This is a genomic window from Achromobacter spanius, from assembly GCF_029637605.1.
Taxonomy (GTDB): Bacteria; Pseudomonadota; Gammaproteobacteria; order Burkholderiales; family Burkholderiaceae_B; genus Achromobacter; species Achromobacter spanius_E.
Genome location: NZ_CP121261.1, coordinates 5,068,592 through 5,093,056 on the forward strand (window position 1 = coordinate 5,068,592; position 24,465 = coordinate 5,093,056).

21 protein-coding genes are annotated in these 24,465 nt (G+C 66.0%); 16 read left to right on the forward strand and 5 right to left on the reverse strand.

All coding sequences use genetic code 11. From position 1 onward, the window contains the following. Positions 1-17: 17 nt before the first annotated feature. The 8 genes from P8T11_RS22580 to P8T11_RS22615 all read left to right on the forward strand — a co-directional run bounded on the left by P8T11_RS22580 (position 18) and on the right by P8T11_RS22615 (position 11,219). The gene (locus tag P8T11_RS22580; protein WP_268079928.1) at positions 18-2,591 is read left to right on the forward strand and encodes a sensor domain-containing protein; all 2,574 of its coding nucleotides are present in this window, start codon (positions 18-20) and stop codon (positions 2,589-2,591) included. Between the two features lie 796 nt (positions 2,592-3,387). Then, a complete protein-coding gene (locus P8T11_RS22585) occupies positions 3,388-5,739 on the forward strand; it encodes a bifunctional salicylyl-CoA 5-hydroxylase/oxidoreductase (RefSeq protein ID WP_268079927.1) in 2,352 nt (783 codons plus the stop codon). After that, positions 5,736-6,527 carry an SDR family NAD(P)-dependent oxidoreductase gene (locus P8T11_RS22590; RefSeq protein WP_268079926.1) on the forward strand — a complete coding sequence of 264 codons (792 nt, stop codon included), beginning with the start codon at positions 5,736-5,738 and terminating at the stop codon, positions 6,525-6,527. Before P8T11_RS22585 ends, P8T11_RS22590 begins: the two co-directional genes overlap by 4 nt. Positions 6,528-6,569: 42 nt before the next feature. Then, a complete protein-coding gene (locus P8T11_RS22595; RefSeq protein ID WP_268079925.1) occupies positions 6,570-7,427 on the forward strand; it encodes an enoyl-CoA hydratase family protein in 858 nt (285 codons plus the stop codon). Between the two features lie 2 nt (positions 7,428-7,429). Further along, positions 7,430-8,599, forward strand: a complete 1,170-nt coding sequence (locus tag P8T11_RS22600) for an acyl-CoA dehydrogenase family protein (protein ID WP_268082291.1) — start codon at positions 7,430-7,432, stop codon at positions 8,597-8,599. Positions 8,600-8,660: 61 nt separating this feature from the next. After that, positions 8,661-10,301 (forward strand): AMP-binding protein, encoded by a 1,641-nt coding sequence (locus P8T11_RS22605; RefSeq protein ID WP_268079923.1) that lies wholly within the window; start codon positions 8,661-8,663, stop codon positions 10,299-10,301. Positions 10,302-10,335: 34 nt separating this feature from the next. Then, positions 10,336-10,761, forward strand: a complete 426-nt coding sequence (locus tag P8T11_RS22610; protein ID WP_050447059.1) for an acyl-CoA thioesterase — start codon at positions 10,336-10,338, stop codon at positions 10,759-10,761. Between the two features lie 50 nt (positions 10,762-10,811). Next, positions 10,812-11,219 (forward strand): RidA family protein, encoded by a 408-nt coding sequence (locus tag P8T11_RS22615; protein WP_006217230.1) that lies wholly within the window; start codon positions 10,812-10,814, stop codon positions 11,217-11,219. Positions 11,220-11,275: 56 nt separating this feature from the next. Here the strand turns inward: P8T11_RS22615 and P8T11_RS22620 are convergent, their stop codons facing one another. Further along, the gene (locus P8T11_RS22620) at positions 11,276-12,262 is read right to left on the reverse strand and encodes an AraC family transcriptional regulator (protein ID WP_268079921.1); all 987 of its coding nucleotides are present in this window, start codon (positions 12,260-12,262) and stop codon (positions 11,276-11,278) included. A 283-nt stretch (positions 12,263-12,545) separates the two neighbouring features. Between P8T11_RS22620 and P8T11_RS22625 the strand changes: the two genes are divergently transcribed. From P8T11_RS22625 to P8T11_RS22650, 6 genes are read left to right on the forward strand one after another with little or no spacing between them, the layout of a single operon-like run. Further along, a complete protein-coding gene (locus tag P8T11_RS22625; RefSeq protein ID WP_268079920.1) occupies positions 12,546-13,724 on the forward strand; it encodes an ABC transporter substrate-binding protein in 1,179 nt (392 codons plus the stop codon). Positions 13,725-13,782: 58 nt separating this feature from the next. Continuing rightward, on the forward strand, positions 13,783-15,027 hold the full coding sequence (locus P8T11_RS22630; protein ID WP_268079919.1) for a dienelactone hydrolase family protein: 1,245 nt from the start codon (positions 13,783-13,785) through the stop codon (positions 15,025-15,027). 9 nt (positions 15,028-15,036) lie between these two features. Beyond that, positions 15,037-16,380, forward strand: coding sequence for an aromatic ring-hydroxylating dioxygenase subunit alpha (locus P8T11_RS22635; RefSeq protein WP_268079918.1), 1,344 nt, complete (start codon positions 15,037-15,039; stop codon positions 16,378-16,380). Then, positions 16,371-16,904, forward strand: a complete 534-nt coding sequence (locus P8T11_RS22640) for an aromatic-ring-hydroxylating dioxygenase subunit beta (RefSeq protein WP_268079917.1) — start codon at positions 16,371-16,373, stop codon at positions 16,902-16,904. The genes P8T11_RS22635 and P8T11_RS22640 overlap by 10 nt, the downstream gene beginning before the upstream one ends. Next, positions 16,904-17,512 carry a cysteine hydrolase family protein gene (locus tag P8T11_RS22645; protein WP_268079915.1) on the forward strand — a complete coding sequence of 203 codons (609 nt, stop codon included), beginning with the start codon at positions 16,904-16,906 and terminating at the stop codon, positions 17,510-17,512. The genes P8T11_RS22640 and P8T11_RS22645 overlap by 1 nt, the downstream gene beginning before the upstream one ends. A 13-nt stretch (positions 17,513-17,525) precedes the next feature. Beyond that, on the forward strand, positions 17,526-18,332 hold the full coding sequence (locus P8T11_RS22650) for an SDR family oxidoreductase (protein ID WP_268079914.1): 807 nt from the start codon (positions 17,526-17,528) through the stop codon (positions 18,330-18,332). Between the two features lie 66 nt (positions 18,333-18,398). Here P8T11_RS22650 and P8T11_RS22655 read toward each other — a convergent pair whose 3' ends face one another. Continuing rightward, positions 18,399-20,231, reverse strand: a complete 1,833-nt coding sequence (locus P8T11_RS22655; protein ID WP_268079913.1) for a DUF342 domain-containing protein — start codon at positions 20,229-20,231, stop codon at positions 18,399-18,401. Positions 20,232-20,476: 245 nt separating this feature from the next. Between P8T11_RS22655 and P8T11_RS22660 the strand changes: the two genes are divergently transcribed. After that, positions 20,477-21,229: a lytic transglycosylase domain-containing protein gene (locus P8T11_RS22660; protein WP_268079911.1), complete on the forward strand. Its 753-nt coding sequence runs from the start codon at positions 20,477-20,479 to the stop codon at positions 21,227-21,229. 58 nt (positions 21,230-21,287) lie between these two features. Here P8T11_RS22660 and hemL read toward each other — a convergent pair whose 3' ends face one another. The 3 genes from hemL to P8T11_RS22675 are packed head-to-tail and all read right to left on the reverse strand — an operon-like array spanning position 21,288 to position 24,042. Beyond that, complete coding sequence (hemL, locus tag P8T11_RS22665; RefSeq protein ID WP_268079910.1) at positions 21,288-22,565, reverse strand: glutamate-1-semialdehyde 2,1-aminomutase; 1,278 nt, start codon at positions 22,563-22,565, stop codon at positions 21,288-21,290. A 5-nt stretch (positions 22,566-22,570) separates the two neighbouring features. Continuing rightward, positions 22,571-23,236 carry a thiamine phosphate synthase gene (gene thiE, locus P8T11_RS22670; protein WP_268079909.1) on the reverse strand — a complete coding sequence of 222 codons (666 nt, stop codon included), beginning with the start codon at positions 23,234-23,236 and terminating at the stop codon, positions 22,571-22,573. Continuing rightward, positions 23,233-24,042 carry a hydroxymethylpyrimidine/phosphomethylpyrimidine kinase gene (locus P8T11_RS22675; protein WP_418910280.1) on the reverse strand — a complete coding sequence of 270 codons (810 nt, stop codon included), beginning with the start codon at positions 24,040-24,042 and terminating at the stop codon, positions 23,233-23,235. The genes thiE and P8T11_RS22675 overlap by 4 nt, the downstream gene beginning before the upstream one ends. A 162-nt stretch (positions 24,043-24,204) precedes the next feature. Here P8T11_RS22675 and P8T11_RS22680 point away from each other — a divergent pair, with 162 nt between their 5' ends. After that, on the forward strand, positions 24,205-24,369 hold the full coding sequence (locus P8T11_RS22680) for a rubredoxin (protein WP_003814980.1): 165 nt from the start codon (positions 24,205-24,207) through the stop codon (positions 24,367-24,369). Positions 24,370-24,465 lie beyond the last annotated feature (96 nt).

The window sequence follows — 24,465 nt, forward strand, 5'->3', positions numbered from 1 at the left end:
CCGGTATGGAGCCCCTTATGCTTGACACTCAAGCAAGCGTTTCAAGCGCGGGCCCCCAGGGCGCCGCGTGGCAGGCCGACAATTATCTGGCGTCGATGGACCGGGCGCTGTTGCTGTTCGATTTCGATGTGGACGGCGCGCTGCTGAACGCCAATGCCAATTTCCTGGCGGCCGTGGGGTACACCCGTGAAGAGGCCTTGTTGCTGCGTCATGACATGCTGTGCGACAGCATGGACGAAGGCAAGGGCATCGCCAGCGGCGAACAGGTGTGGGCCCGGCTGCGTCGTGGCGAACACTTTTCGGGCACCTGCCGCTACCGCATGAAAGATGGCGGCAGCCTGTGGATCGAAGCCACCTATCTGCCCTTGCCCGCCGATGATGGCGTGACTGCCCGCGTGTCGGTGGTGTCGCGCAAATCCATCGCCGACGCCGAACGCCAGGAAGAGATCCGCCTGCTGCTGCTGGGCATCAACGAAACCGGCAACGCGGTCGCGGTATCCGGCTGTGATGGCCGCATCGTCTACGTGAACGATGGCTTCCAGCGCATGCTGGGCTTTGCGCGCGGCGACGCGCTGCACCAGGAACTGGGCGAACTGCTGGCCGGCGGCCGCCCCGATGGCGGCACCCGCGAAGAGCTGGACCGCCGCATCGCCTGCCGCGAAGGCTTCCATAAAGACGTGCTGGTCTATGACCGCTGCGGCAAGCCGCTGTGGGTGTCGGTCATGGCCAATTCCGTCTTCGATGACCGGGGCACGCTGGTCAATATCGTCGACGTGCTGACCGACATTACGCCGACCAAGGTGCATGAGGTATTGCAGCGCCGCGTGCTGCAAGCCATGGTCAACGAGGCCTCGGTGGTCGAGGTCATGAACATGGTGTGCCGCGAGGTCGAGCGCCTGGCACCCGAAGTGGCCGCCACGGTCTTGCGCGTGGACGATACGGGCCATTTGCGGCACCTGGCCGCGCCCAGCATTCCGGAGGCCTATTCAAACGCGCTGGACGGCGTGAAGATCGGACCGCAAGTGGGCGCTTGCGGCACGTCCGCCTTCCTGGGCCGCCCGGTCATCGTGCCGGACATCGCCACCGACCCGCTGTGGGACGATTACCGCCATCTGCCCTTGCCGGACGACATCAAGGCGTGCTGGTCGTCGCCCATCAAGTCCAGCGACGGCAGGGTGATCGGCACCTTCGGGTTCTATTTCCGCGAACGCCGCCTGCCCGACGATTTCCATCATCGCCTGGTCGATGTGTGCGTGTACTTGTGCGCGCTGGCGTTGGAACGCGAGGAAGCGCGCGCCCGCATCCGCCAGTTGGCGTTCTACGACGAACTGACGGGCTTGCCCAACCGCAACCTGCTGCTGGCGCAAGCCGAGCAGGCTATCGCGCGCGCCGAGCCGGAACGCAAGCGCGTGGCGGTACTGTTCCTGGACCTGGACCGTTTCAAGCAGGTCAACGACACACTGGGCCATCCCGTGGGCGACGCGCTGCTGCGTGACGTGGCGCAACGCCTGCGCCGCCTGGCGCGCGCCTCGGACATCGTCGGTCGATTGTCCGGCGACGAGTTCGTGATGCTGATGCCGGACTTTGAACATGGCCGCCTGACCGCGGCCGCTGAACATGTGCTGGTGGCGCTGGCCCAGCCGTTCTCGGTGGGCGGCATTACCTTGAACCCGTCGGTCAGCATCGGCATCAGCGTGTTCCCGGAAAACGGGCGCGACATGGATACCTTGCTGCGCCACGCCGACATGGCCATGTACCAGGCCAAGACGGCGGGCCGCAACCGCATCTCGTTCTTCAGCGCCGAGATGAACCGCCAGGCGCAAGAACGCCTGGCCCTGGAAGCCGCGCTGCGCGATGCGCTGGAAGCCAAGGCGTTGCGCTTGCACTATCAGCCGCAAGTTGGCTTGAAGAATGGCAGCCTGTACGGGGTGGAGGCGCTGGCCCGCTGGCGTCATCCCACGCTGGGCGATATTTCACCGGTGCGCTTCGTGCCGCTGGCCGAGGAATGCGGGCTGATCGGCGACCTGGGCGACTGGGCGCTGCGCGAGGCGTGTTCGCAACTGGCTATCTGGCGCAACAACGGCCTGCGGGTGCCGTCGGTGTCGGTGAACCTGTCGGCGACGAATTTCCACAACCTGAACCTGCCGCGGATGATTGCGGCGACCCTGGCCGAGTTCGGTTTGGCGCCGGCGGATTTGATGCTGGAGATTACCGAAGGCGTGGTGCTGGACGCCACGGCCGGCACGCTGCGCACCATTGCCGAGTTGCATCGGCTGGGGGTGCGGCTGTCGATGGACGACTTCGGCACCGGGTATTCCAGCCTGGGGCATTTGCGACGCTTGATCGTGGATGAATTGAAACTGGACCGCAGTTTCGTGCAGGGGCTGGAAAGCGACGATGCGGCGCGGGCCCTGACTAGCGCCGTCATAAGGATTGGGGAAAGTCTGAGCCTGCCGGTGGTGGCGGAAGGGGTTGAGAACGAGGAGCAGCGCAGGTTCTTGATCGAGCAGGGCTGCGCGGCGGGACAGGGGTTCCTGTTTTCGCCGCCGTTGCCGGCGGAGGAATTGGAGGAGTGGCTGCGGGGCAGGTAGGTGGTAAGCGCCACAACGATCCTACGTGGCCGCGTCGGGCGGGGTTTTGGTTCTGGGCACCGCTGATGGGTTTGCGCGCTGGGGGCTGTTGTTCTTCTCTTCATGTGTGCGCGCCACACCCATCCTACGTGGCCGCGTCACACGGTGCTTCGGTTCTGGCACCGCTGATGGGTTCGCGCGCTGGGGGCTGTTGTTCTTCTCTTCATGTGTGCGCGCCACACCCATCCTACGTGGCCGCGTCGGGCGGGGGTTCGGTTCTGGGCACCGCTGATGGGTTTGCGCGCTGGGGGCTGTTGTTCTTCTCTTCATGTGTGCGCGCCACACCCATCCTACGTGGCCGCGTCGGGCGGGGTTTCGGTTCTGGCACCGCTGATGGGTTCGCGCGCTGGGGGCTGTTGTTCTTCTCTTCATGTGTGCGCGCCACACCCATCCTACGTGGCCGCGTCGGGCGGGGTTTCGGTTCTGGGCACCGCTGATGGGTTTGCGCGCTGTGGGCTGTTGTTCTTCTCTTCATGTGTGCGCGCTACACCCATCCTACGGGCGCCGGTCCGGCTCACGTAGGATGGGTGAAGTGCGGGAAGGCCGCCCCGCGAATTCCGATGCCCAGCGCACGTAACCCATCTCTTCCCCCGCCACCAAAGCGTCCCCCATTTCACCCCCCCTAATAGCTTTCCCCCATTTGCGAAGCCCCCGCTTCGGGTATATATTTCAAGCCTAAACTATCCAGACCTAAATATCCGCGGCGCCCCGCTCCCGATAAATGAGCGACTGTCGCGTACCTCGGAGCGTTACGGCAATGAAAATAGTCTGCATCGGCGGCGGTCCCGCCGGCCTGTATTTCGGTCTGCTCATGAAACTGCAGAACCCCGCCAACGACGTCACCGTCATCGAACGCAATCGTCCGTATGACACTTTTGGATGGGGCGTGGTGTTCTCCGACGCCACCATGCAGAACCTGCGCGAGGCAGACCCCGTTTCCGCTCAGACCATTGGCGACGCGTTCAACCATTGGGATGACATCGACATCCATTTCAAAGGCCGCAGCATCCGCAGCAGCGGCCACGGCTTTATCGGCATTGGCCGCAAGAAGCTGCTGAACATCCTGCAGGCGCGTTGCGAAGACGTGGGCGTGAAGCTGGTGTTTGAAAACTTCGTCCAGGACGACCAGGCCATCGCCCGCGAATACGACGCCGACCTCGTCATTGCCTCCGACGGCATCAACAGCCAGGTCCGTACCCGCTACGCCGACACCTTCCACCCCGACATCGATCAGCGCCGTTGCCGCTTCGTCTGGCTGGGCACCAAAAAGGTGTTCGACGCCTTCACCTTCGCCTTCGTCCAGACCGAACACGGCTGGTTCCAGGCGCATGCCTACCGCTACGAAGACGGCATGTCGACCTTTATCGTCGAAACGCCCGAGGAAACCTGGCAGGCTGCCGGCATCGAGCAGATGAGCCAGGAAGACGGCATTGCCTACTGCGAAAAGCTGTTCGCGCCCTGGCTGGACGGCAATGCGCTGATCAGCAACGCCACGCACCTGCGCGGGTCCGCCATCTGGATTCGTTTCCCGCGCGTCATCTGCAACACCTGGGTGCACTGGAACACGCTGGACACCGCGCGCGGCCAGCGCCGCGTGCCCGTCGTGCTGATGGGCGATGCCGCGCACACCGCGCACTTCTCGATCGGCTCCGGCACCAAATTGGCGCTTGAGGATTCCATCGAACTCGCGCGCTGCCTGAGCGGCGCCGAAGGCAGTGTGGAAGCGGGCCTGAAGCACTACGAGGAAGTGCGTAGCGTCGAAGTCCTGAAGATTCAGAACGCCGCCCGCAACTCCACCGAATGGTTCGAAAACGTCGAGCGCTACGCCGAACTCGAACCCGAGCAATTCGCCTATTCGCTGCTGACCCGCTCGCAGCGCATCTCGCACGAAAACCTGCGCTTGCGCGACCCGGCCTGGCTGGAAGGCTTTGAGCGCTGGATCGCTGAACGCGCTGGCGCGCCGGCGGCTCCCGGCCAGCGCCCCGCCATCCCGATGCTGACGCCGTACCAGGCGCGCGGCGTGCGGTTGAAGAACCGCATTCTGGTGTCCCCGATGGCCATGTATTCCTGCAACGACGGCGTGCCGGGCGACTTTCACCTGGTGCACCTGGGCGCGCGCGCCATGGGCGGCGCCGGCCTGGTCATGGTGGAAATGACCTGCGTGTCGCCGGACGGCCGCATCACCCCGGGCTGCCCGGGCTTGTGGAACGACGAACAGGCGCAGGCATTTACCCGCATCGTGGATTTTGTGCACGGCAATAGCGACGCCCGCATCGGCGTGCAGCTGGGCCATGCCGGCCGCAAGGGCTCCACGCAACTGGGCTGGCAGAAAATCGATCACCCCCTGGCCGAAGGCAATTGGCCGCTGCTGTCGGCGTCTGCCTTGCCATACATCGAAGGCGTGTCGCAAACGCCGCGCGCCATGACGCGCGCCGACATGGACGACGCGCGCGACAACTTCGTTGCCGCCGCCCGCCGCGCCGAGCAGGCCGGTTTTGACTGGCTGGAACTGCACTGCGCCCACGGCTACCTGCTGTCCAGCTTCATCTCGCCGCTGACCAACCACCGTGACGACGAATACGGCGGCAGCCTGGAAAACCGCCTGCGCTACCCGCTGGAAGTATTCAAGGCCGTGCGCGCCGTCTGGCCCGAAGACAAGCCCATGTCGGTGCGCATTTCCGCCAGCGACTGGGTCGAAGGCGGCATCACCGCCGATGACGCGGTGGAAATCGCGCGCTACTTCAAGGCCGCCGGCGCCGACATGATCGACTGCTCGTCCGGCCAGGTCAGCAAGGAAGAAAAGCCCGTCTACGGCCGCATGTTCCAGACCCCGTTCGCCGACCGCGTGCGCAACGAAGCGGGCATCCCCACCATTGCGGTGGGCGCCATCTTCGAAGCCGACCACGCCAACGCCATCATCGCGTCGGGCCGTGCCGACCTCTGCGCGCTGGCGCGTCCCCACTTGGCCGACGCTTCCTGGACGCTGCGCGAAGCCGCCCGCGTGGGCTACCGTGACGTGGCCTGGCCCAGCCAGTATTTCGCGGGCAAGCGCCAACTGGAAACGAACTTCGAACGCGCCGCCGCCATGGCGCAACTGGACATCAAATGACGAGTCTTGCGCAACCCTTGGCCGGACGCCACGCGCTGGTGACGGGCGGCGCGCGCGGCATCGGGCTGGCCAGCGCGCGGGCGCTGCTGGCGCGCGGCGCGCGCGTCACGCTGCTGGGCCGCGATGGCGCGGCGCTGGATGCCGCCGCCGACAGCCTGGCCAGCCTGGGGCAGGTACAGGCGGTTAGCGCCGACATCGCGGACGAAGCCTCGGTGCGTGCCGCCTTTGCCCAGGCCGAAACCGAATTCGGCCCGGTGCTGGTGCTGGTGAACAACGCCGGCCAAGCCGTCAGCCAACGCTTTGACCGCACCGACGCCGCGCTCTGGCACCAGATGATTGCGGTCAACCTGACCGGCACGTTTCACTGCATCCAGGCCGCGCTGCCCGGCATGCTGCAAGAAAAGTGGGGCCGCGTCATCAACGTGGCCAGCACCGCCGGCCTGATCGGCTACGGCTATGTCAGCGCGTACTGCGCTGCCAAGCACGGCGTGATCGGGCTGACCCGCTCGCTGGCGCTGGAAACGGCGCAAAAGGGCGTCACCGTCAACGCCGTCTGCCCCGGTTATACCGAGACCGACATCGTGCGCGGCGCGGTCGCCAACATCGTGGAAAAGACCGGCATGACGCCGGACGCCGCCCGCGCCAAGCTGGCCGAGCGCAACCCCCAAGGCCGCCTGGTGCAGCCCGAGGAAGTGGCCGAAACCGTGGCCTGGCTGGCGCTGCCGGCCTCTGCCTCGGTCAATGGGCAGGCGATCGCCGTGGACGGCGGCGAAGTGATGACCGGCTGAGCCCGGCGCCCCATCAACCCCTGGATAACGAACGGAGACACCATGAGCACCCAGTCCGAAGAGCACACCATGAAGCACCACAAGCGCCCGCTGGCCGGCTACCCCGCCAAGACGTTCCTGTGGGAGGTGTCGGCCGACGGCAAGATCGGCACGGTGACGCTGAACCGGCCCGAACGCAAGAACCCGTTGACGTTCGATTCCTACGCCGAACTGCGCGACCTGTTCCGCTCGCTGGTGTATGCCACTGATGTGAAGGTGGTGGTGGTGACGGGCGCGGGCGGCAACTTCTGCTCGGGCGGCGATGTGCATGAAATCATCGGGCCGCTGACCAAGATGAGCATGCCCGAACTGCTGGACTTCACTCGCATGACGGGCGATCTGGTCAAGGCCATGCGCGCCTGCCCGCAGCCCATCTTGGCGGCGGTGGACGGCGTGTGCGCGGGCGCGGGCGCCATGGTGGCGCTGGCCGCCGACATGCGCTTGGGCACGCCCGCCGCGCGCACCGCTTTCCTGTTCACCCGCGTGGGCTTGGCCGGCGCCGACATGGGCGCCTGCACCTTGCTGCCGCGCATGATCGGCCAGGGTCGCGCCTCTGAATTGCTGTACACCGGCCGCGCCATGACGGCGGACGAAGGCGCAAGCTGGGGTTTCTTCAACGCGTTGCACGATTCCGCCAAGCTGGCCGAGGCCGCGCAGACGCTGGCCGCGCAACTAGCCGCCGGCCCCACCTTCGCGCACGGCGTCACCAAGAAGCTGTTGCACCAGGAATGGAATATGGGCGTGGACGAGGCCATCGAGGCCGAAGCCGAGGCCCAGGCCATTTGCATGCAGACGCGCGACTTCCACCGCGCCTACGAGGCCTTCGTGGTCAAGCAAAAGCCCGTCTTCGAGGGGAACTGATGATGCGTGATGCAAGCTGGCTGGACTGGCCCTTTTTTGACGACGCGCACCGCAAGCTGGCGCACGAGGTCGACGCCTGGTGCGAAGCGTCCTTGGGCGACGTGGATCATCACGACGCCGACGCGGCCTGCAAGAAACTGGTCAAGGCCATGGGCCAGGCCGGCTGGCTGCGCTATGCGGTCGCGGGCGGCCCGGGCGGAGCCTGGGGCGGCGCGTTGCCGGAAGTCGATTCCCGCGCCGTCTGCATCCTGCGCGAAACCTTCGCCCGCCACGAAGGCCTGGCGGACTTTGCCTTCGCCATGCAGGGCCTGGGCAGCGGCGCCATCTCCTTGATGGGCTCTGACGAACTGCGCCAGCACTACCTGCCGCGCGTGGCGCGCGGTGAAGCCATTGCCGCCTTCGCGCTGTCTGAACCCGACGCGGGCTCGGACGTGGCGGCACTCGCCTGCGAGGCCAAGGCGGATGGTGACCACTACGTGCTGAACGGCGCCAAGACCTGGATTTCCAACGGCGGCATCGCGGACTTCTACGTGGTCTTTGCCCGCACCGGCGAAGCACCGGGCGCGCGCGGCATCAGCGCCTTCGTGGTGGATGCCGATACCCCGGGCTTCGAGGTCAGCGAACGCATCGAACTGATCGCCCCGCATCCGCTGGCCACGATCACCTTCGACCACTGCCGCATTCCGGCCTCGCATCGCCTGGGCGATGCGGGCCAGGGCTTCAAGCTGGCCATGATGACGCTGGATATTTTCCGCGCCTCGGTGGCGGCGGCCGCGCTGGGGTTCGCCCGCCGCGCGCTGGACGAAGGCTTGGCGCGCGCCAAGTCGCGCCGCATGTTCGGCCAGACACTGGCCGACCTGCAATTGACGCAAGCCGCGCTGGGCGACATGGCCACCGCCATCGACGCCTCGGCGCTGTTGACGTATCGCGCCGCGTGGATGCGCGACGTGCAAAAGCTGCGCACCACGCGCGAAGCCGCGATGGCCAAGATGATGGCCACGGAATCGGCGCAGACCGTGATCGACCGCGCCTTGCAGATGTTTGGCGGCGCGGGCGTGGTGTCGGGGATGCCGGTGGAGAAGCTTTACAGGGAAATCAGAGCGCTGCGTATTTACGAAGGCGCCACCGAAGTGCAGAAGTTGATCATCGCCCGTGAACTGCTGAAGGCGTAAAGGGCCATCGAGCTCTCGCCATCAGCACAGCAAACCACACCGCACAAGCAAGGGGAATTTCATGGAAGTATCCGCCCACACCGACACCTTCGCCCGGGACAACCTGCCCCCGGGCGAACAATGGCCTGAATTCCTGCTTGATGGCCCCGACGTGGCCTACCCCAAGCGTTTCAACTGCGCCGTTGAATTGGTGGACGCCATGGCCGAACGCGGCTTTGCCGACCGCGTGGCGCTGCGCTGGCGCGACGGCGACAAGCCCGCCACGATGACCTATCGCGAACTGGCCACGCTGACCAACCGCATTGCGCGCGTGCTGACCGAAGACATGGGTCTGGTCCCCGGCAACCGCCTGCTGCTGCGCGGGCCGAACAACCCGATGATGGCGGCCTCGTGGCTGGCGGCGATCAAGGCGGGTTTGGTGACGGTGCCCACGATGCCGCTGCTGCGCGCCAAGGAACTCAAGCAGATCATCGAGAAGGCCCAGATCCAGGCCGTGCTGTGCGATGCGCGCCTGAAAGAAGAGGCCGGGTTCTGCGTTGAACCTGACCACGAGCATCACTGCCCGCAGTTGACCCAGGTGATGGTCTTCAACGATGCCGCGCCCGATGCGCTGGACGCGTTGGCCGCCGCCAAGCCTGACGATTTCACCGCCTGCGACACCGCTGCCGATGACGTCTGCCTGATCGCCTTTACCAGCGGCACCACGGGTTCGCCCAAGGGCTGCATGCACTTTCATCGCGACGTGCTGGCGATGTGCGACCTGTTCCCCAAGCATGTGATCAAGCCCGGTCCCGACGACATCTTCTGCGGCACGCCGCCGCTGGCGTTCACGTTCGGCCTGGGCGGCCTGCTGTGCTTTCCCTTGCGCGTGGGCGCCAGCACCGTGCTGGCCGAAAAGCTGTCGCCGGAAAGCCTGCTGGAACTGATCCAGGACTTCCGCGCCACCATCGTCTTTACCGCGCCGACGTTCTATCGCCAGATGGCCGCGCTGGTCGGCAAGTTCGATTTGTCTTCGCTGAAGAAAAGCGTGTCGGCGGGCGAGGCGCTGCCGGATGCCACGCGCCAGTTGTGGAAAGAGGCCAGCGGCATCGAAATGATCGACGGCATCGGCGGCACGGAAATGATCCACGTGTTTGTGTCCAGCCCGCCCGAAGCCGTCAAGCGCGGCGCCATCGGCAAGGTCGTACCCGGCTATGTGGCGCAGGTGGTGGACGACGACATGAAGCCCGTGCCCAACGGCACGGTGGGCCGGTTGGCCATCAAGGGCCCCACGGGCTGCCGCTATCTGGCCGACGACCGCCAGCGCCGCTTCGTGCAGCAGGGCTGGAACCTGCCGGGCGACACCTTCATGCAGGACGACGACGGCTACCTGTATTACCAGGCGCGCAACGACGACATGATCGTCTCGGCGGGCTACAACATCGCCGGCCCCGAAGTGGAAGACGCGCTGCTGCGCCACGAAGCCGTGGCGGAATGCGGCGTGGTGGGGGCGCAGGACGACGAGCGCGGCCAGTTGGTCAAGGCCTTCGTGGTGCTCAAGCCGGGCTTTGCGCCCAGCGATGCGCTGGTGGCCGACATGCAGGCGTTCGTGAAAGCCAGCATTGCCCCCTACAAATATCCGCGCGCCATCGAATTCGTGGCGACGCTGCCCCGCACCGAAACCGGCAAGCTGCAACGCTTTGCGTTGCGCCAGATGGCTTGAACCGGTCGTTGAAATAAGTAATCAGGAAATCATCATGTCCGCAGCATTCACCAGCCAGGTAGAAGTCCGCTTCCGTCATTGCGACCCGGCGGGCATTGTCTTCTATCCGCGCTATTTCGAGATGATCAATGACTTTGTCGAGGAATGGTTCGACAAGGGCATGGGCCTGCCGTTTCATGCGCTGCATGTCGATCGGCACATCGGTACGCCGATGGCCTCGGTCACCTGCGATTTCAGCGCGCCCAGCCGCTGGCATGAACGCTTGCGCCAGACGCTTGAAGTACAGCGCATTGGCGGCGCGTCCTTCAAGGCGCTGGTGCGCTTTGAAGGCCCGGACGGACAGTTGCGCTTGTCGGCCACGCTGACGATCGTAACGGTGGATTTACGGACGATGAAGTCCATGCCCATGCCTGCCGACCTGCGGGAACGCATGCAGGCTTATCTGGTTCCCGCGGCGTAAGGCCGCGAGACCACCCTGTCGTTTGTTTTTTATAAATAGGATGAGACGTTATGAAGATTCTGCAACCGCCGGATTGGATGGCGCCCCGGGGCTATTCGAATGGTGTGCTCACCGAAATGACGGTGGGCAGCAAGCTCGTGTTCGTGGGCGGGCAGGTGGGGTGGAATGGGCAGCAGCAATTCGAATCGGATGACCTGGCGGACCAGGTCCGCCAGACGCTGTCGAACATTGTCGCCATCCTGGCCGAAGGCGGCGCCAAGCCCGAACACATCGTGCGGATGACCTGGTACGTCACCGACAAAGAAGCCTATGTGGCCGCGTATCCGGCAATCGGCAAGCACTATCGCGAATTCATCGGCCGGCACTTCCCGGCGATGACGGCGGTGGAAGTGGCTGATCTGGTCGAGGACCGCGCCAAGGTGGAAATCGAAGTGACGGCGGTGGTGCCGGCGGCCTGAGCCGTGCGGGCCATGGCTATACAGCGCCGGGAGCTCTCAGGTCTCCCGGGCGCCTCCTACCCGTGCCCACGCCGCGTCTCGCGCGGCAGTTCTCCAAACCGTTCCCGGTAATACTCCGAGAACCTTCCCAGATGTCCAAACCCCACGCCCAGCGCGACTTCGGTCACGCTGGCGTGGGCGTTCGCCCGCAGCTTCTGCCTGGCCGTGTCCAGCCGCAACGACCGCAGCGCCAGCATGGGCGTGGTGTCGCGGTGTTCCTGGAACAGGCGGGTCAGCGCGGTGGCGCTGGCGCCGGCATGGCGAGCGATGTCCGTCAGTGTCAGCGGGGCCGACAGGTGCTCGCGCATATAGGATTCGGCCAGCGTCAGGCGGCGCGGCAGGTCTTGGGCTTGCCCCGCCTGCGCTTGCCAGCTATTGGGCTGGTTGTACAGCAGGTGCAGCACCAGCGTGTCTTCCAGGTGTTCCAACCAGGCGGCGGGCGGGCGCCGCGCGCCGTCGTCCAGCGTGGGCAGCAGGTGGATCATGCTGGCGACCATGCTGCGCCAGGCCGCGCCCACCGGGTTGTCCAGGCGCAGGGCGGGGTGGAAGTCCAGCGCCAGCGTGGCGGCGTCGCCAAAGGCGCGGCGGCCCATGGCTTCGAGCTTGCCGCGCGGAATCTTCAACAGCAGTTGTTCGCAGCCGGCCTCCCAGTGCAGCCGCACCGGGCGGTTGGGCGCGATGACGGCGGCGCAGTCGGGGTGGGCGTCTACGTGGTCGCTGCCGCATTCGATGCGCGCTCGGCCCCGCAACGGCACTTGCACCAGCATGAAGTCCTGCAGGCGGTCGGGTTCGATGTGGACTTCGGCGCCGTAGCGCAAGGTACAGACCGTTAGCGAGCCGAACCGGCCCCGGTTCAGTTCCGCGTCCACCCGGCCAGCCTTCCAGGTCAGCCGGTGTTCCTTCAGCGCTTCCGACACGCGGGTGCGTGTTTCGTCCTGTTGGGTGGAGCTGAACACGCGCCGCTTGAATAGCGGCGCCAGTTCGAGTCGGGACCAGCCGTGCATGGGTGCCTCCGGGACGGGAACGCTCCCGTATCAGCCGCCCAGAATAAATTAACTGTCCAGGCTTTGGAATTAAGTGAATCCCGGATAAGACTGCGCGTATTCGGATAGAGCGGCGCGTCCGCGAGGCATACGCTAGCCAGCAGGCTCTCCCCGGCAGCTATTGGAGGGCGTCGTCACGGCGCGTAAGCTTGGCGACTTTGATCGGCGGCATGCGTGTACCGACGGCAGACGGGATCTGTCAGCTTTCCGCCAGCGCGGCTGGCGGCAGAATCGAAGGTGGCCCATGAATCGAAATCTCTGGAGCCGGCGCGCGCTGGCGGCGCTGGTCTGTATCTCTGCCGTGGCCAGCGCCTCGGCGGCTGACAAGATCAAGGTAGGCATGCTGACAACGCTGTCCGGCCCGGGTTCCGCGCTGGGCAACGAGATCCGCGACGGCTTCAATCTGGCGCTGCAGCATACGGGCGGCAAGTTGGGCGGGCTGCCCGCCGAGGTCGTGGTGGCCGACGACCAGCAAAAAGCGGACACGGGCCGCCAGGCGGTTGAACGGTTGCTCAAGCGCGACCGCGTGGACGTCATGACGGGCATCGTGTTTTCCAACGTGCTGCTGCCCGTGATGCCGGCGATTTTGCAGTCTGACACCATTTACCTCAGCACCAATACTGGCCCTGAAAACTACGCGGGCGCGGGCTGTAACCCCAACTTCTTCGCGGTGGCCTGGCAGAACGAAGACATTCCCGCCGCCATGGGCAAGTACGCCACGGACCAGGGCTACAAGAGCGTGGCGCTGATCGCGCCCGACTACCCGGGCGGCCGCGAATCGCTAAAGGGTTTCAAACGCCTGTACAAGGGTGGCCTGTCCGAAGAGATCTACACCCAGCTCGGCCAGTTGGACTACGGCGTTGAAATTTCGCGCTTGCGTGCCAGCAAGCCCGATGCGGTCTTCTTCTTCCTGCCCGGCGGCATGGGCGTGAACTTCATCAAGCAGTTCAACGGCGCGGGCCTGTCCAAGGACATCGCGCTCTTGGCGCCGGGCTTCTCGGGCGACGAAGACACCATCGCGGCCGTCGGCGCGCCGATTGCCGGCATGCGCAACACGTCGCAATGGGCGGCTGACCTGGACAACCCCGCCAACCGCAAATTCGTCGAAGACTTCAAGAAGACCTACAAGCGCACGCCCACGCTGTACGCCTCGCAAGGCTATGACGCTGCCATGCTGCTGGACAGCGCCGTGCGCCAAACGGGCGGCAAGCTTGACGCCGACGCGCTGCGTCCGGCACTGCGACGCGCGGATTTCAAATCGGTGCGGGGCGACTTCAAATTCAACCGCAACCAATACCCCATCCAGAACTACTACCTGCGCGTCGTGGAAGCGGGCGCGGACGGCAAGCTGGCCAACAAGCTGTCGGGCACGGTGCTGACCCAGTACCAGGACCCGTTTGCCGCCACCTGCCAGATGAAATAGGCGGCCGGCCACGCAACAGGCATCTTGCGACACGTACTACGCAATACAGGAGAACCGAATGACTCAACAAATCACGACGCGCGAGGTGACCATTCCCTCGCACGATGGCAAGACATTCAGCGCCTATCTGGCCGTGCCCGCCTCGGGCCATGGCCCCGGGCTGGTGCTGTGCCAGGAAATCTTCGGCGTGAATGACTTCATGCGCCGCGCCGCGCAGTTGCTGGCTGAAGAGGGCTATGTAGTGCTGGTGCCCGACCTGTTCTGGCGCCAGCAGCCCGGCATTCAGCTGACCGACGGGCCTGCCGACATGCCGCGCGCGTTCGAGCTTTACAAAGGCTTTGACGTTGAGCAGGGCCTGAAAGACATCGCGTCCACTATCGCCGCGCTGCGCGAAATGCCCGAGCAACAGGGTGGCGTTGGCGTGCTGGGCTACTGCCTGGGCGGCAAGCTGGCCTACCTGGCCGCCTGCCGTACCGACGTGGACGTGGCCGTGGGCTATTACGGTGTCGGCATCGAAGAGAGCCTGGACGAAGCGGCCAACTTGCGCGGGCGCCTGGTGCTGCACATTGCCGAGCAGGACGGCTTCTGTCCGCCCGCTGCGCGCCAGCGCATCCTGGATGCACTGGGCGGCAAACCTGGTGTGGAACTGTATGTGTACCCTGGCATGGACCATGCCTTCGCCCGCACGGGTGGCGAGCACTACGACAAACCGTCGGCACTGATGGCGCACCAGCGCAGCATGGCGGCGTTGCAACGCGCCATCGGCCCCGAGTTCGATTATTCGTACTTGTGGGACAAGCACTGCGAATACGAATTCGGCACGCGCGACGTGGCCGCCACCATGGCCACGATGGTGGCCGAACCCTACGTGAACCACATCCCCACCATGACGGGCGGCGTGGGCCACAAGGAACTGTCGCGCTTCTACCAGCACCATTTCGTCAACGGCAACCCGCCCGACACGCGGCTGGTTCCGCTGTCGCGCACGGTGGGCGCCACGCAGATCGTGGACGAACTGCTGTTCTGCTTCACACACACCACCGAGATCGACTGGATGCTGCCCGGCGTGGCGCCCACGGGCCGGACGGTTGAGATTCCGCTGATCGCTGTCGTGAAGTTCCGGGGCGACAAGCTCTACCACGAGCACATCTATTGGGACCAGGCCAGCGTGCTGGTGCAGGTGGGCCTCTTGGACCCCGCCGGGTTGCCGGTGGCCGGCCGCGAAACCGCCGCCAAGCTGCTGGACGAAACCCTGCCGTCGAACACGTTGATGGCGCGCTGGAAAGACAGCGAGAACAAGTAGGAGCACCCCATGTCTTACACCGACCAACAACTGGCCGCGATGGTGCGTGGCGACAGCGTGCATCGCGGCGTCTACACCGACCCGGCCATCTTCGACCTGGAAATGCAGCGCATCTATGGCCGCGCCTGGATCTACGTGGGCCATGAAAGCCAGGTGCCCAAGACGGGTGACTATCACACCACCCGCGTGGGCGACCAGGACGTGCTGATGGTGCGCGCGTCCGACGGCCGCGTGCACGTGCTGTACAACCGCTGCCCGCACAAGGGCGCCAAGGTGGTGGCGGATGGCGAAGGCTGCGTGGGCAAGTTCTTCCGCTGCCCGTATCACGCCTGGACCTTCAAGCTGGATGGCAGCCATCTGGGCGTGCCGCTCAAGCAGGGCCTGGAAGGCACGTCGTATGACCCCACCGACCCGAGTTTTTCGATGCGCCGGCTGGCGCGCGTGGAAAGCTATCGCGGTTTTGTGTTCGCCAGCCAGGCCAAGGCAGGCCCGGCGCTGGTCGACTTCCTGGGCGGCGTGCGCTCGTCCATCGACAACCTGTGCGACCGCTCGCCGGTGGGCGAAGTGGAAGTGGCGGGCGGTATCTTCCGCGTGATGCAACGGTCGAACTGGAAGGTGTTCTACGAGAACCTGCACGACACGATGCACGCCCGCGTCACGCATGAATCGTCCTACGCCGCCGCGCGCGATGAAGCCAAGGAAATGGGCGAAATGCCGCTTGAGCTGCACATCATGGACGGCAACGGCGAGCCCTACGAATTCTGGGAAAAGCTGGAGCTGCGCGCCTACGAAAACGGCCACGGCTATATGGAAGGCATTTTCAACCCGGGCGCCGCCGAACGCGACCCCGTCTCGCGCGCGCACTTTGAAACGCTGGCCGCCGCCTACGGCGAGGAACGCGCCCGCGAGATCCTGGGCATGAACCGCCACAACACGGTCATCTATGGCAGCGGTTCGCCGCATACGGTGTTCCAGCAGTTCCGCGTGATCCGCCCGATTGCCGTGGATCGCACGCTGATCGAGATCCAGACCTTTCGCTGCAAGGGCGCGCCCGACGGCGTGTTCAAGCGCGCGATGCTGTATGCCAACGTCATCAACTCGCCGTCGTCCAACGTCATGCCTGACGACATCGAGCTCTACAACCGCTGCCAGGAAGGCAACGCCACGCGCGGCGGCGAATGGGTCAGCATGCACCGCTACCATGGCAGTGACCGCAGCGACGCGGACGGCATGGTGTCCGTCAACGGCACCAGCGAACTGCCCATGCGCAACCAGTTCCACGCATGGAAGACCTATATGGAAGCCGGCGCGGCGTCGAACGCGCCCGCCACGGGAGAAGGCGCATGCTGCTAGACCTGGATTTCGATGTCGGTACCCTGGAGCTGTCGCCTGCCGATGTGCCCGCCGACGCCTACCACCGCATTGCGCAATTCCTGTACCGCGAGGCGCGGTTGCTGGACGAGCGACGCTATGACGATTGGCAGGCGCTGTGGACGCAGGACGGCATGTACTGGATGCCGCGCGTGCACGGCCAGCAAAGCCCGTACGACCATATTTCGCTGTTCTGGGAAGACCGCATGCTGCGCGATGTACGCATCCGCCGCCTGGAACACCCGCGCAATTGGTCGCAGCAGCCGCCCACGCGCAGCGTCCGCCTGGTGGGCGGCGTGCAGGTGGAAGGCGTGGACGCGGGTGGCAACCTGGTGGTGCATTCCGCGTTCCAGATGACCGAATGGCGCAAGCGCCAACCTCGCCAACTGGCCGGCCGCTACACGCACAAGCTGGCGGCCGATGGCGATAGCTGGCGCATCCGCATGAAGCGCGTCGACCTCGTCAATTGCGACGACGTGCACGACGTGTTCGAGGTGTTCGTCTGATGACGACGGACACCGCGGTGCTGGCGCTGCACTATCAGAACGACGTGCTGCATCCCGACGGCAAGATCCGCGTCGGGCTGGATGCCGACAAGGGCGCGCGCCAGCGTCTGCTGGACAACGCCGCCGCCTTGCTGGACGCGGCGCGTGCGCAGGCGATGCCCATCGTGCATGTGCGCATCGCCTTCCGCCCGGACTACGCCGACCTGCTGCCCAACTGCGCCATCTTTCGCAACGTGGCCGCCATTGGCGCGGTGCCAGAAGGTCAGTGGGGCAGCGAGTTCTATGACGGCCTGCAGCCCTTGGCCGGCAGCCCGCGCGAGTTCATCGTGAAGCACACCCGCATCAGCGCGTTCTACGGCACGCCGCTGGAAGAAACACTGCGCGTGATTGGCGCGCGCCGGCTGGTGGTGGCGGGCGTGGCCACGCATTCCGTGGTGGAAGGCACGGTGCGCCATGCCGCCGACATTGGTTTTGACGTGATGGTGGCCGAAGACGCCTGCGCGGCCGCCGACCCGGCCGTGCACGAGGCCTCGCTGGCCAGCATGCGCCTGATTGCGCAAACGGGCTCGGTGGCGCAAGCGGTGCGCTGGGCCGCCGCGCCGCACTGATCAAGGACTACTCATGGATTTTTCAGGCTTTCCCGGCTTGGCCGGCAAGACGGCCATCATCACCGGCAGCACGCAGGGCCTGGGCGCCGACATCGCGCGCGGCCTGGCGGCCGCCGGCGCCCACGTGGTGCTGGTGGGACGCAACGCGCAAGCCGGCCAGGCGCTTGAGCAGGAACTGGACGGACGCGCGCTTTTTTGCGAAACCGACATCGGCAGCGACGCGCACATCCAACGTTGCATTGACGCCGCGCTGGCACGCTTTGGCCGCCTGGACATCCTGGTGAACAACGCCTGCCAGTACACGGACCGGGGGTTGGCTTCCTCGCGCGAGGAATGGCACGCGACGCTGGACACGAATCTGGTGTCGGCCGCCATCTTCACGCAGTTGGCCGCGCCGCATCTGCCGCGCGGCGGCGTGGTGGTCAACATGGGCAGCACGGGCGGCAAGTTCGGCGCGGCGGGGCGCGCGCTGTATCCGGCGTCCAAGGCGGCGATGTTGCAGATTACGAAGAACTTCGCGGTGGAACTGGCGCCGGCCGGCGTGCGGGTGCTGGCGGTGTCGCCGGCATGGACCTGGTCGCCGTCGGTGGAACAGTTGTCAGGCGGCTCGCGCGAGGCGGCTGACGCCGTGGGCGCGCACTTTCATCCATTGGGCCGGGTGGGGTCGGGCGAAGAAATCGCCGCCGCCGTGTGCTTCGCGTGTTCGGACGCGGCGTCCTGGATGACGGGGGTGGACATCCCCGTGGACGGCGGCTTTTCCATCCTGGGGCCAGACCGCGGCATTTCGCCGCGCGTGTGGTTCAAGGAATTGGCGCCCTGAGGCGCGGTGCCGGATCGGGGGGGTTCGTAGGGCTATTCAGGGGCGGCCAGGGGATAAGGCGCGGCCTCAGCGTATGACGATCTCGCCTTCCTCCAGCCCGGCCTTGCCGCCGACCTGGTCTTCCAGGAATTCCTGCATCTTGTTGCCCAACTGAATCTTCGTCCCGCTGCAAAAGCGCCGCGTGGCGGCGATGGTGGCGGTGTGCAGCGGTTGCAGGTCGCGCACCAACTGGGATTCTTCTTCGTCCAGCGTCAGCAAGTCGCTGCCCAGCTTCACATGGGTATTGCGGGCACGCTCCACCACGTCGCCGGGGGCGCGCTGCGGGTTGGCCTGCAGGAACATCAGCAGTTGCTCCAGCTTGGCCTTTTCCTCGTTCATCTTCAGGCGCTTGCGGGTCAGTGCCGAGCGCTTGATGTCGGCATGCGGGTCCAGGCCGGCTTGCACCAGCGTGGGAATGCCGGAGGGGGATCCGATGGTGCCGGCGCGCACGGCGTTCAGCGCGCGGATCTGGCCGCCCGTGATGGCGCTTTGCTGCGTGTTGGGCGGGCCGACGTTGACGCTGCCGCCCGCCGCGATGCTGCTCTGGCGGATCTCGCGCTCAACCTCCACATCCTGCCCGGCGCTGATGATGGCGTTTTCAATGAACTTGGCGCGCAGCATGCCGCCACAGACGATGTGGGCCGTGCGCGCGGTGGCGGCGGGGTCTTGCAAGGCTTCAGCCATGCCAATGATGCCGCCCTTGACCGTGACGCTGCCGCCCGCTTCCACCAGCGCCGCCTCAATGGTGCCGTTGACCACCACGTCGCCCGTCACGCGCACTTCCATGGTCGCGGCGATGTCGCCGCGCACCTGCAGCGAGCCTTCAAAGGTGATGTTGCCGGTGGACAGGTTGACCGCATCCACCTCAACCATCGGGTTCACCTGCACACCGTGGCTGACCAGCGTGGGCGTGCCGGCGATGGTCGCGCGCAGCAGCAGCGGGTCTTCCGGGTCCACGGCCACGCCGCTTACGTCCTTGGAGAACGGCGTGTCGGGCAGTTCGTCCGGCAGCACCGGTTCGCCCAGCACGTTGACGCCATCCACGCCCGGCAGGGGCGGGTAGCGGCGCATCAAGGGCGTGCCCGGCGACACCAGCAGCAGGCTGCCGAGATCGCGGTAGTCCACCTGGGCCAGCTCGTCGATTTCCTGCGCGCGCGGCTTCAGGCGGTCCAGCAGGCTTTCAAAACGGGTGGGGGTACCACGGGTGGGCGGCGTGCCTTGGGCGATGACGACGGTGTCGCTGGTTCCCTTTTCCACGGCCTCTGCCAGCGCCTGTTCCTGCACGCCATGCACGATGCCGCGGTCGGCCACGGCCTGGCGCAGCGCGTCCAGCGTAACGGGCTGGCCGCCCCGGGGTGGGTGCAGGGTCAGCAGCGCGGTCATGCGATTGGGGTCGAGTTCCAGCTCGAACGAGCCGTCCACCACCTGTCCCACTGGAAACTGGACCGGCTCGGCGGCGCTGCGGCAGCGGTCGATGAAGGCCAGCACCGCGTGGTTGTCCAGCGCGTCGGCGTTCCAGCCTTGGGCGATGGCGGCGGCGGTCAGGGTTTCCCAACTGGGGATGTCGGTATTGATGATGGGGGCGGGCTCGACTTCGGTCTCGGCCTCTACGACAGTGGCCCCCACGTCTTCGGCCGCCGCGTCATCGGCCGCCGCGTCATCGGCCGCCACATCTATGTCCGTGTCGGATTCCCGGGCATCGTCGCCGCGCTTGCCGTGTTCGGCTTCGCTGGCGGGCAGGGCTGCGGGGTCAGGGTCGGGGGTCGGGTCGGGATCTGGGCGTGGCGGGGGCGTATAAATTGCCGACAGGACGTTGGTGCCGGCGTCCAGCACCAGCTGCAACGTGTTTTCTGCGTCCATCTTTGCCTCTCCCTGCCCGGCACGGGCGGCCAGGTTCATTCATTTGGTAAATAACGGAAATATTGCGACATATTAGCCCAGTCGTCCGCCGTATGCCCTAGGTAAGACCCCGAAGTTTTCGAAGTTTCCCGGGCGCGATCAGGCAAAGCGAGGACTAGGGCGTAGGGGCGAGCGACAAACCGGGTTGATCGCCGCAGCATAGGGGCTCGCCAACGCGTCTTCGGACGCCGCCGGAGCCCCAAACCATGGACCCTCGACACCGACGTTACCCGCCTGTCTTTTGCGCCTTGCTGGCGCGCGTCGGCGGCATGGCGGTGCTGATGGCCCTGGCCGTGGGTGCTCTGGCGCTGGCGCCCGCAAGCCCAGCCCAGGCCGCCGAGGTCTACCGCTACAAAGACCCCTACGGCGTCTGGCGCGTCATGAAAGTACCCACGGGCTACGCCAAGCATTACAAACGGGCCCAGGCGCGCACGGCTTGGCGCCGCAATACCACCAAGGTCTGTCTGGAATGCGCGCCGAAGCAGGGTGATGGCGCGCGCATGGCGACGTTGGCGCCGACGTCCCGGGCGCAGCGCTGGGGCGAGATCAAGCTGCCCACCGTGCATGATGGCCTGATCGAGCGCGCGGCCAAGGATTCCGGCGTGGACCGGGCCTTGCTGACGGCCGTCATCGCCATCGAGTCGGGGTTTCGCAGCGACGCGCGCTCGCCCAAGGGCGCGCTGGGGCTGATGCAGCTGATGCCGGCTACGGCGGCGGCGGTGCTGGCGGTGGACGATATTGAACGCGCGCTGGTGGACCCGGCCACCAATGTGAAGGCAGGTTCACGCCATTTGCGCCGGCTGATCGACCAATACCCCGGCAGGCTGGACCTGGCGCTGGCGGCGTACAACGCGGGCGAGGGGGCGGTGCGCAAATACGATGCGGTGCCGCCGTATGCCGAAACCCAGGCGTATGTCAGGGACGTGACCGCCCTGTACGAGCAATACAAGACGCCCTGAGCAGGGCGTCTTGATGGGTGTGATTTCGATGGGGCCCCTGAACAGGGGCCCCAGCCGCTTACATCGCGGCGAAGACCTTCTCGGCGATGTTCAGCGTGGACGTGATCACCGCGTCGTCGTGCGTGGCCGACACGAAGCCTGCTTCGAACGCGGACGGCGCGAAGTGCACGCCGTGGTCCAGCATGGCATGGAAAAAGCGGTTGAACGCCGCCGTGTCGCACTTGGAGACCTCGGCGAACGAGGTGGGCACCGTGTTGCTGAAGTAAATGCCGAACATGCCGCCCACTGAATCGGCCGAAAAGGCCAGGCCGGCGGCATGGGCGCGTTCCTGCAACCCCTGGGCCAGCTTGGCGGTTTGCGCCGACAGCTTGTCGTAGAAGCCGGGCGCGGCGATCAGGCGCAGCGTGGCCAGGCCCGCCGCCACGGCCACCGGGTTGCCGGACAAGGTGCCGGCCTGGTACACGCCGCCCAGCGGGGCGATGTGCTTCATGACTTCAGCGCTGCCGCCGAAAGCGCCTACCGGCATGCCGCCGCCAATCACTTTGGCCAGCGTGGTGATGTCCGGCTTCACGCCGGTCAGCCCCTGCACGCCTTGCGGCCCCACGCGGAAACCCGTCATCACTTCGTCAAAAATCAGCAGCGCGCCGTGCTGCGTGCAAACTTCGCGCAGGCCTTCCAGGAAGCCGGCCGTGGGCTTGATCAGGTTCATGTTGCCGGCCACCGGCTCCACGATGATGCAGGCGATGTCGGCGCCGTGCTGGGCAAAGGCCTCGCGCACCGCGTCCAGGTTGTTGTATTCCAGGGTCAGCGTGTGCGACACGAATTCGGGCGGCACGCCAGCCGAGCTGGGGTTGCCGAAGGTCAGCAGGCCGGAGCCCGCCTTGACCAGCAGGCTGTCGGAATGGCCGTGATAGCAACCTTCGAACTTCACGATCTTGGCGCGGCCGGTGGCGCCACGGGCCAGGCGGATTGCCGTCATGGTGGCTTCGGTGCCTGAACTTACCAGGCGCACCTGCTCCAGCGACGGCAGGCGCGAGATCAACACTTCGGCCAGTTCGATTTCGGCTTCGGTGGGGGCACCGAACGACAGGCCGTTGACGGCGGCTTCCTGCACCGCGCGCACCACGTCGGGATGCGAATGGCCCAGGATGGCGGGGCCCCAGGAGCCCACGTAATCGATGTACTGCTTGTCGTCCGCGTCCCAAACGTACGGGCCTTGCGCGCGCTTGATGAAGCGCGGCGTGCCGCCCACGGAGCGGAAAGCGCGCACGGGCGAGTTGACGCCGCCGGGGATGCTGCGGCAGGCGCGTTCGAAAAGCTGTTCGTTACGGGACATGGCGTTCAAGGCTTGCGTAGAGGGTTGACGGAATAGGGCGCGGAGCAGGCCGTTGCGGCGGCGCGAATGCTGGGCGCTTCGAAAAGGGCGGTGATGACGGCGATGGCGTCGGCGCCCGCCTGGGCCACCAGCCGTGCGTTGTCGGGCGTGATGCCGCCAATGGCCACCACGGCGGGGCGGGGCGCATCGCGCTCGTCGACCAGGCGGCGGGCTTCGGTCAGCACCGACAGCGGCGCGCGCACGGTGTCCGGTTTGACGGTGGACGCGAACATGGCGCCGAAGGCGATGTAGTCGGCGCCCGCGTCCAGCAGTTCGCGGGCGCGCGTCAGGTCGTCGTAGCTGGAGCCGCCCAGGATCAGGTCGGGGCCGGCCTCGGCGCGGATGCGCGCCAGGCTTTCGTCGTCGCGGCCCACGTGCGCGCCGTCGGCGCCGACGTCAAGCGCCAGGCGCCAGTCGTCATTGATCAGGAACACCACGCCCAGCTCGCGGCACAGCGGCGCCAACGCGCGAGCCTGTTCGGCGCGCACGGCGTTGGGCACGTTCTTGCGCCGCAATTGCAGGGAACGCATGCCGCCCTCGGCGGCCTTGCGCACGGCTTGCAAGAGGCGGTCGGTGTCGTCCCATTCAGGCGTGACGCCATACAGGCCGGCAGGAAAGCGCAAGGGTTTCATTGCGGTTGGATCCGGTTGGGAATGCGCCGGCCCATGCCGGGCAGGAAGCTGGCCGCGACCGACGCATCGGCATGCGCCAGGCCTTGGCGCACGGCCTCGGGCATGTCGAGCCCGCGCGCCAGCATGGCGGTGATGGCGGTGGCGGCCAGGCCGCCTGCATCGCCGTTGCGGTCGGGCGGCGTCTGCCAGGGCCAGGTGTGGGTCTGGCCGTTGGGGCCCAGCAACACGTTGGCAAAATGGCCGGGCCGCTGCGGGCTGCCCAGCACCAGCACCCACTGCGCGCCCGCCGCCACCAGGGCGTGCATGGGTGAAGGTGCGTCCCCGATATCGATGTCGCCGTCGGCATGCCATTGCGCCAGGCGCAGATGCTCGATGATCACCAGATCCGTCTGCGGCAGCACCAGTTCAAGCGTGGCGGCCAGGAGGTCATCGGCGTCGTCTTCATCGGCCGCGTCGGTCGGCAGCGGGGCACGCTGGCCCAGGTGCAGCACCAGCGGCACCTGGCTGTAGTCAGCCGCGACCTGGGCCGCCACACTGGCAGTTTCAGCGGTGTATAGTCCGCCCACCTTGATGGCCTGCACGGGCATGTCTTCCAGCAGGCAGCGTGCCTGGTCGTCCAGCAGGTCGGGCGAAACGGGATGGATTTCTTCGATGCCGGCAGTGTCCTGCACGGTCAGCGCGGTCACGGCCGCCAGGCCATGACAGCCCAGGCGGGCGCAGGTGACGGCGTCAGCGGGCAAGCCGTCGGATCCCGAGGGATCGAACGGGCCGAAGACCAAAACGAGAGGGGGGGTAACGGGGGCCACGTAGACAGCGCTTGAGCTTTGAGCGGAGTACCCGGATTCATTTTGAGGTGAATCAGGGGAACCCCTATTGGGTTTCGGTAAGATTGTCCCCATTCTAATGGAAGCCCCCCACCTTTGCCCCGCCGCGGGGAACCGGGTGGGGTTTTGATGTAAGAGAGAACTATGCGTACTTGGATGTGTCTGATTTGTGGCTGGGTCTATGACGAAGAGGCCGGCCTCCCCGACGAAGGCATTGCTCCCGGCACCCGCTGGGAAGACGTGCCGCCGAACTGGGTCTGTCCCGAATGCGGCGCCCGCAAAGAGGACTTTGAATTGATGGAAATCTGAACCCGACCCGCTGACCCATTCCGCCAGGGCTCGTAAGATGGGGCATGACCCCATCCCACGTAACCGAAGACGGTCTGCCGCCAGGCAAGACGGCCA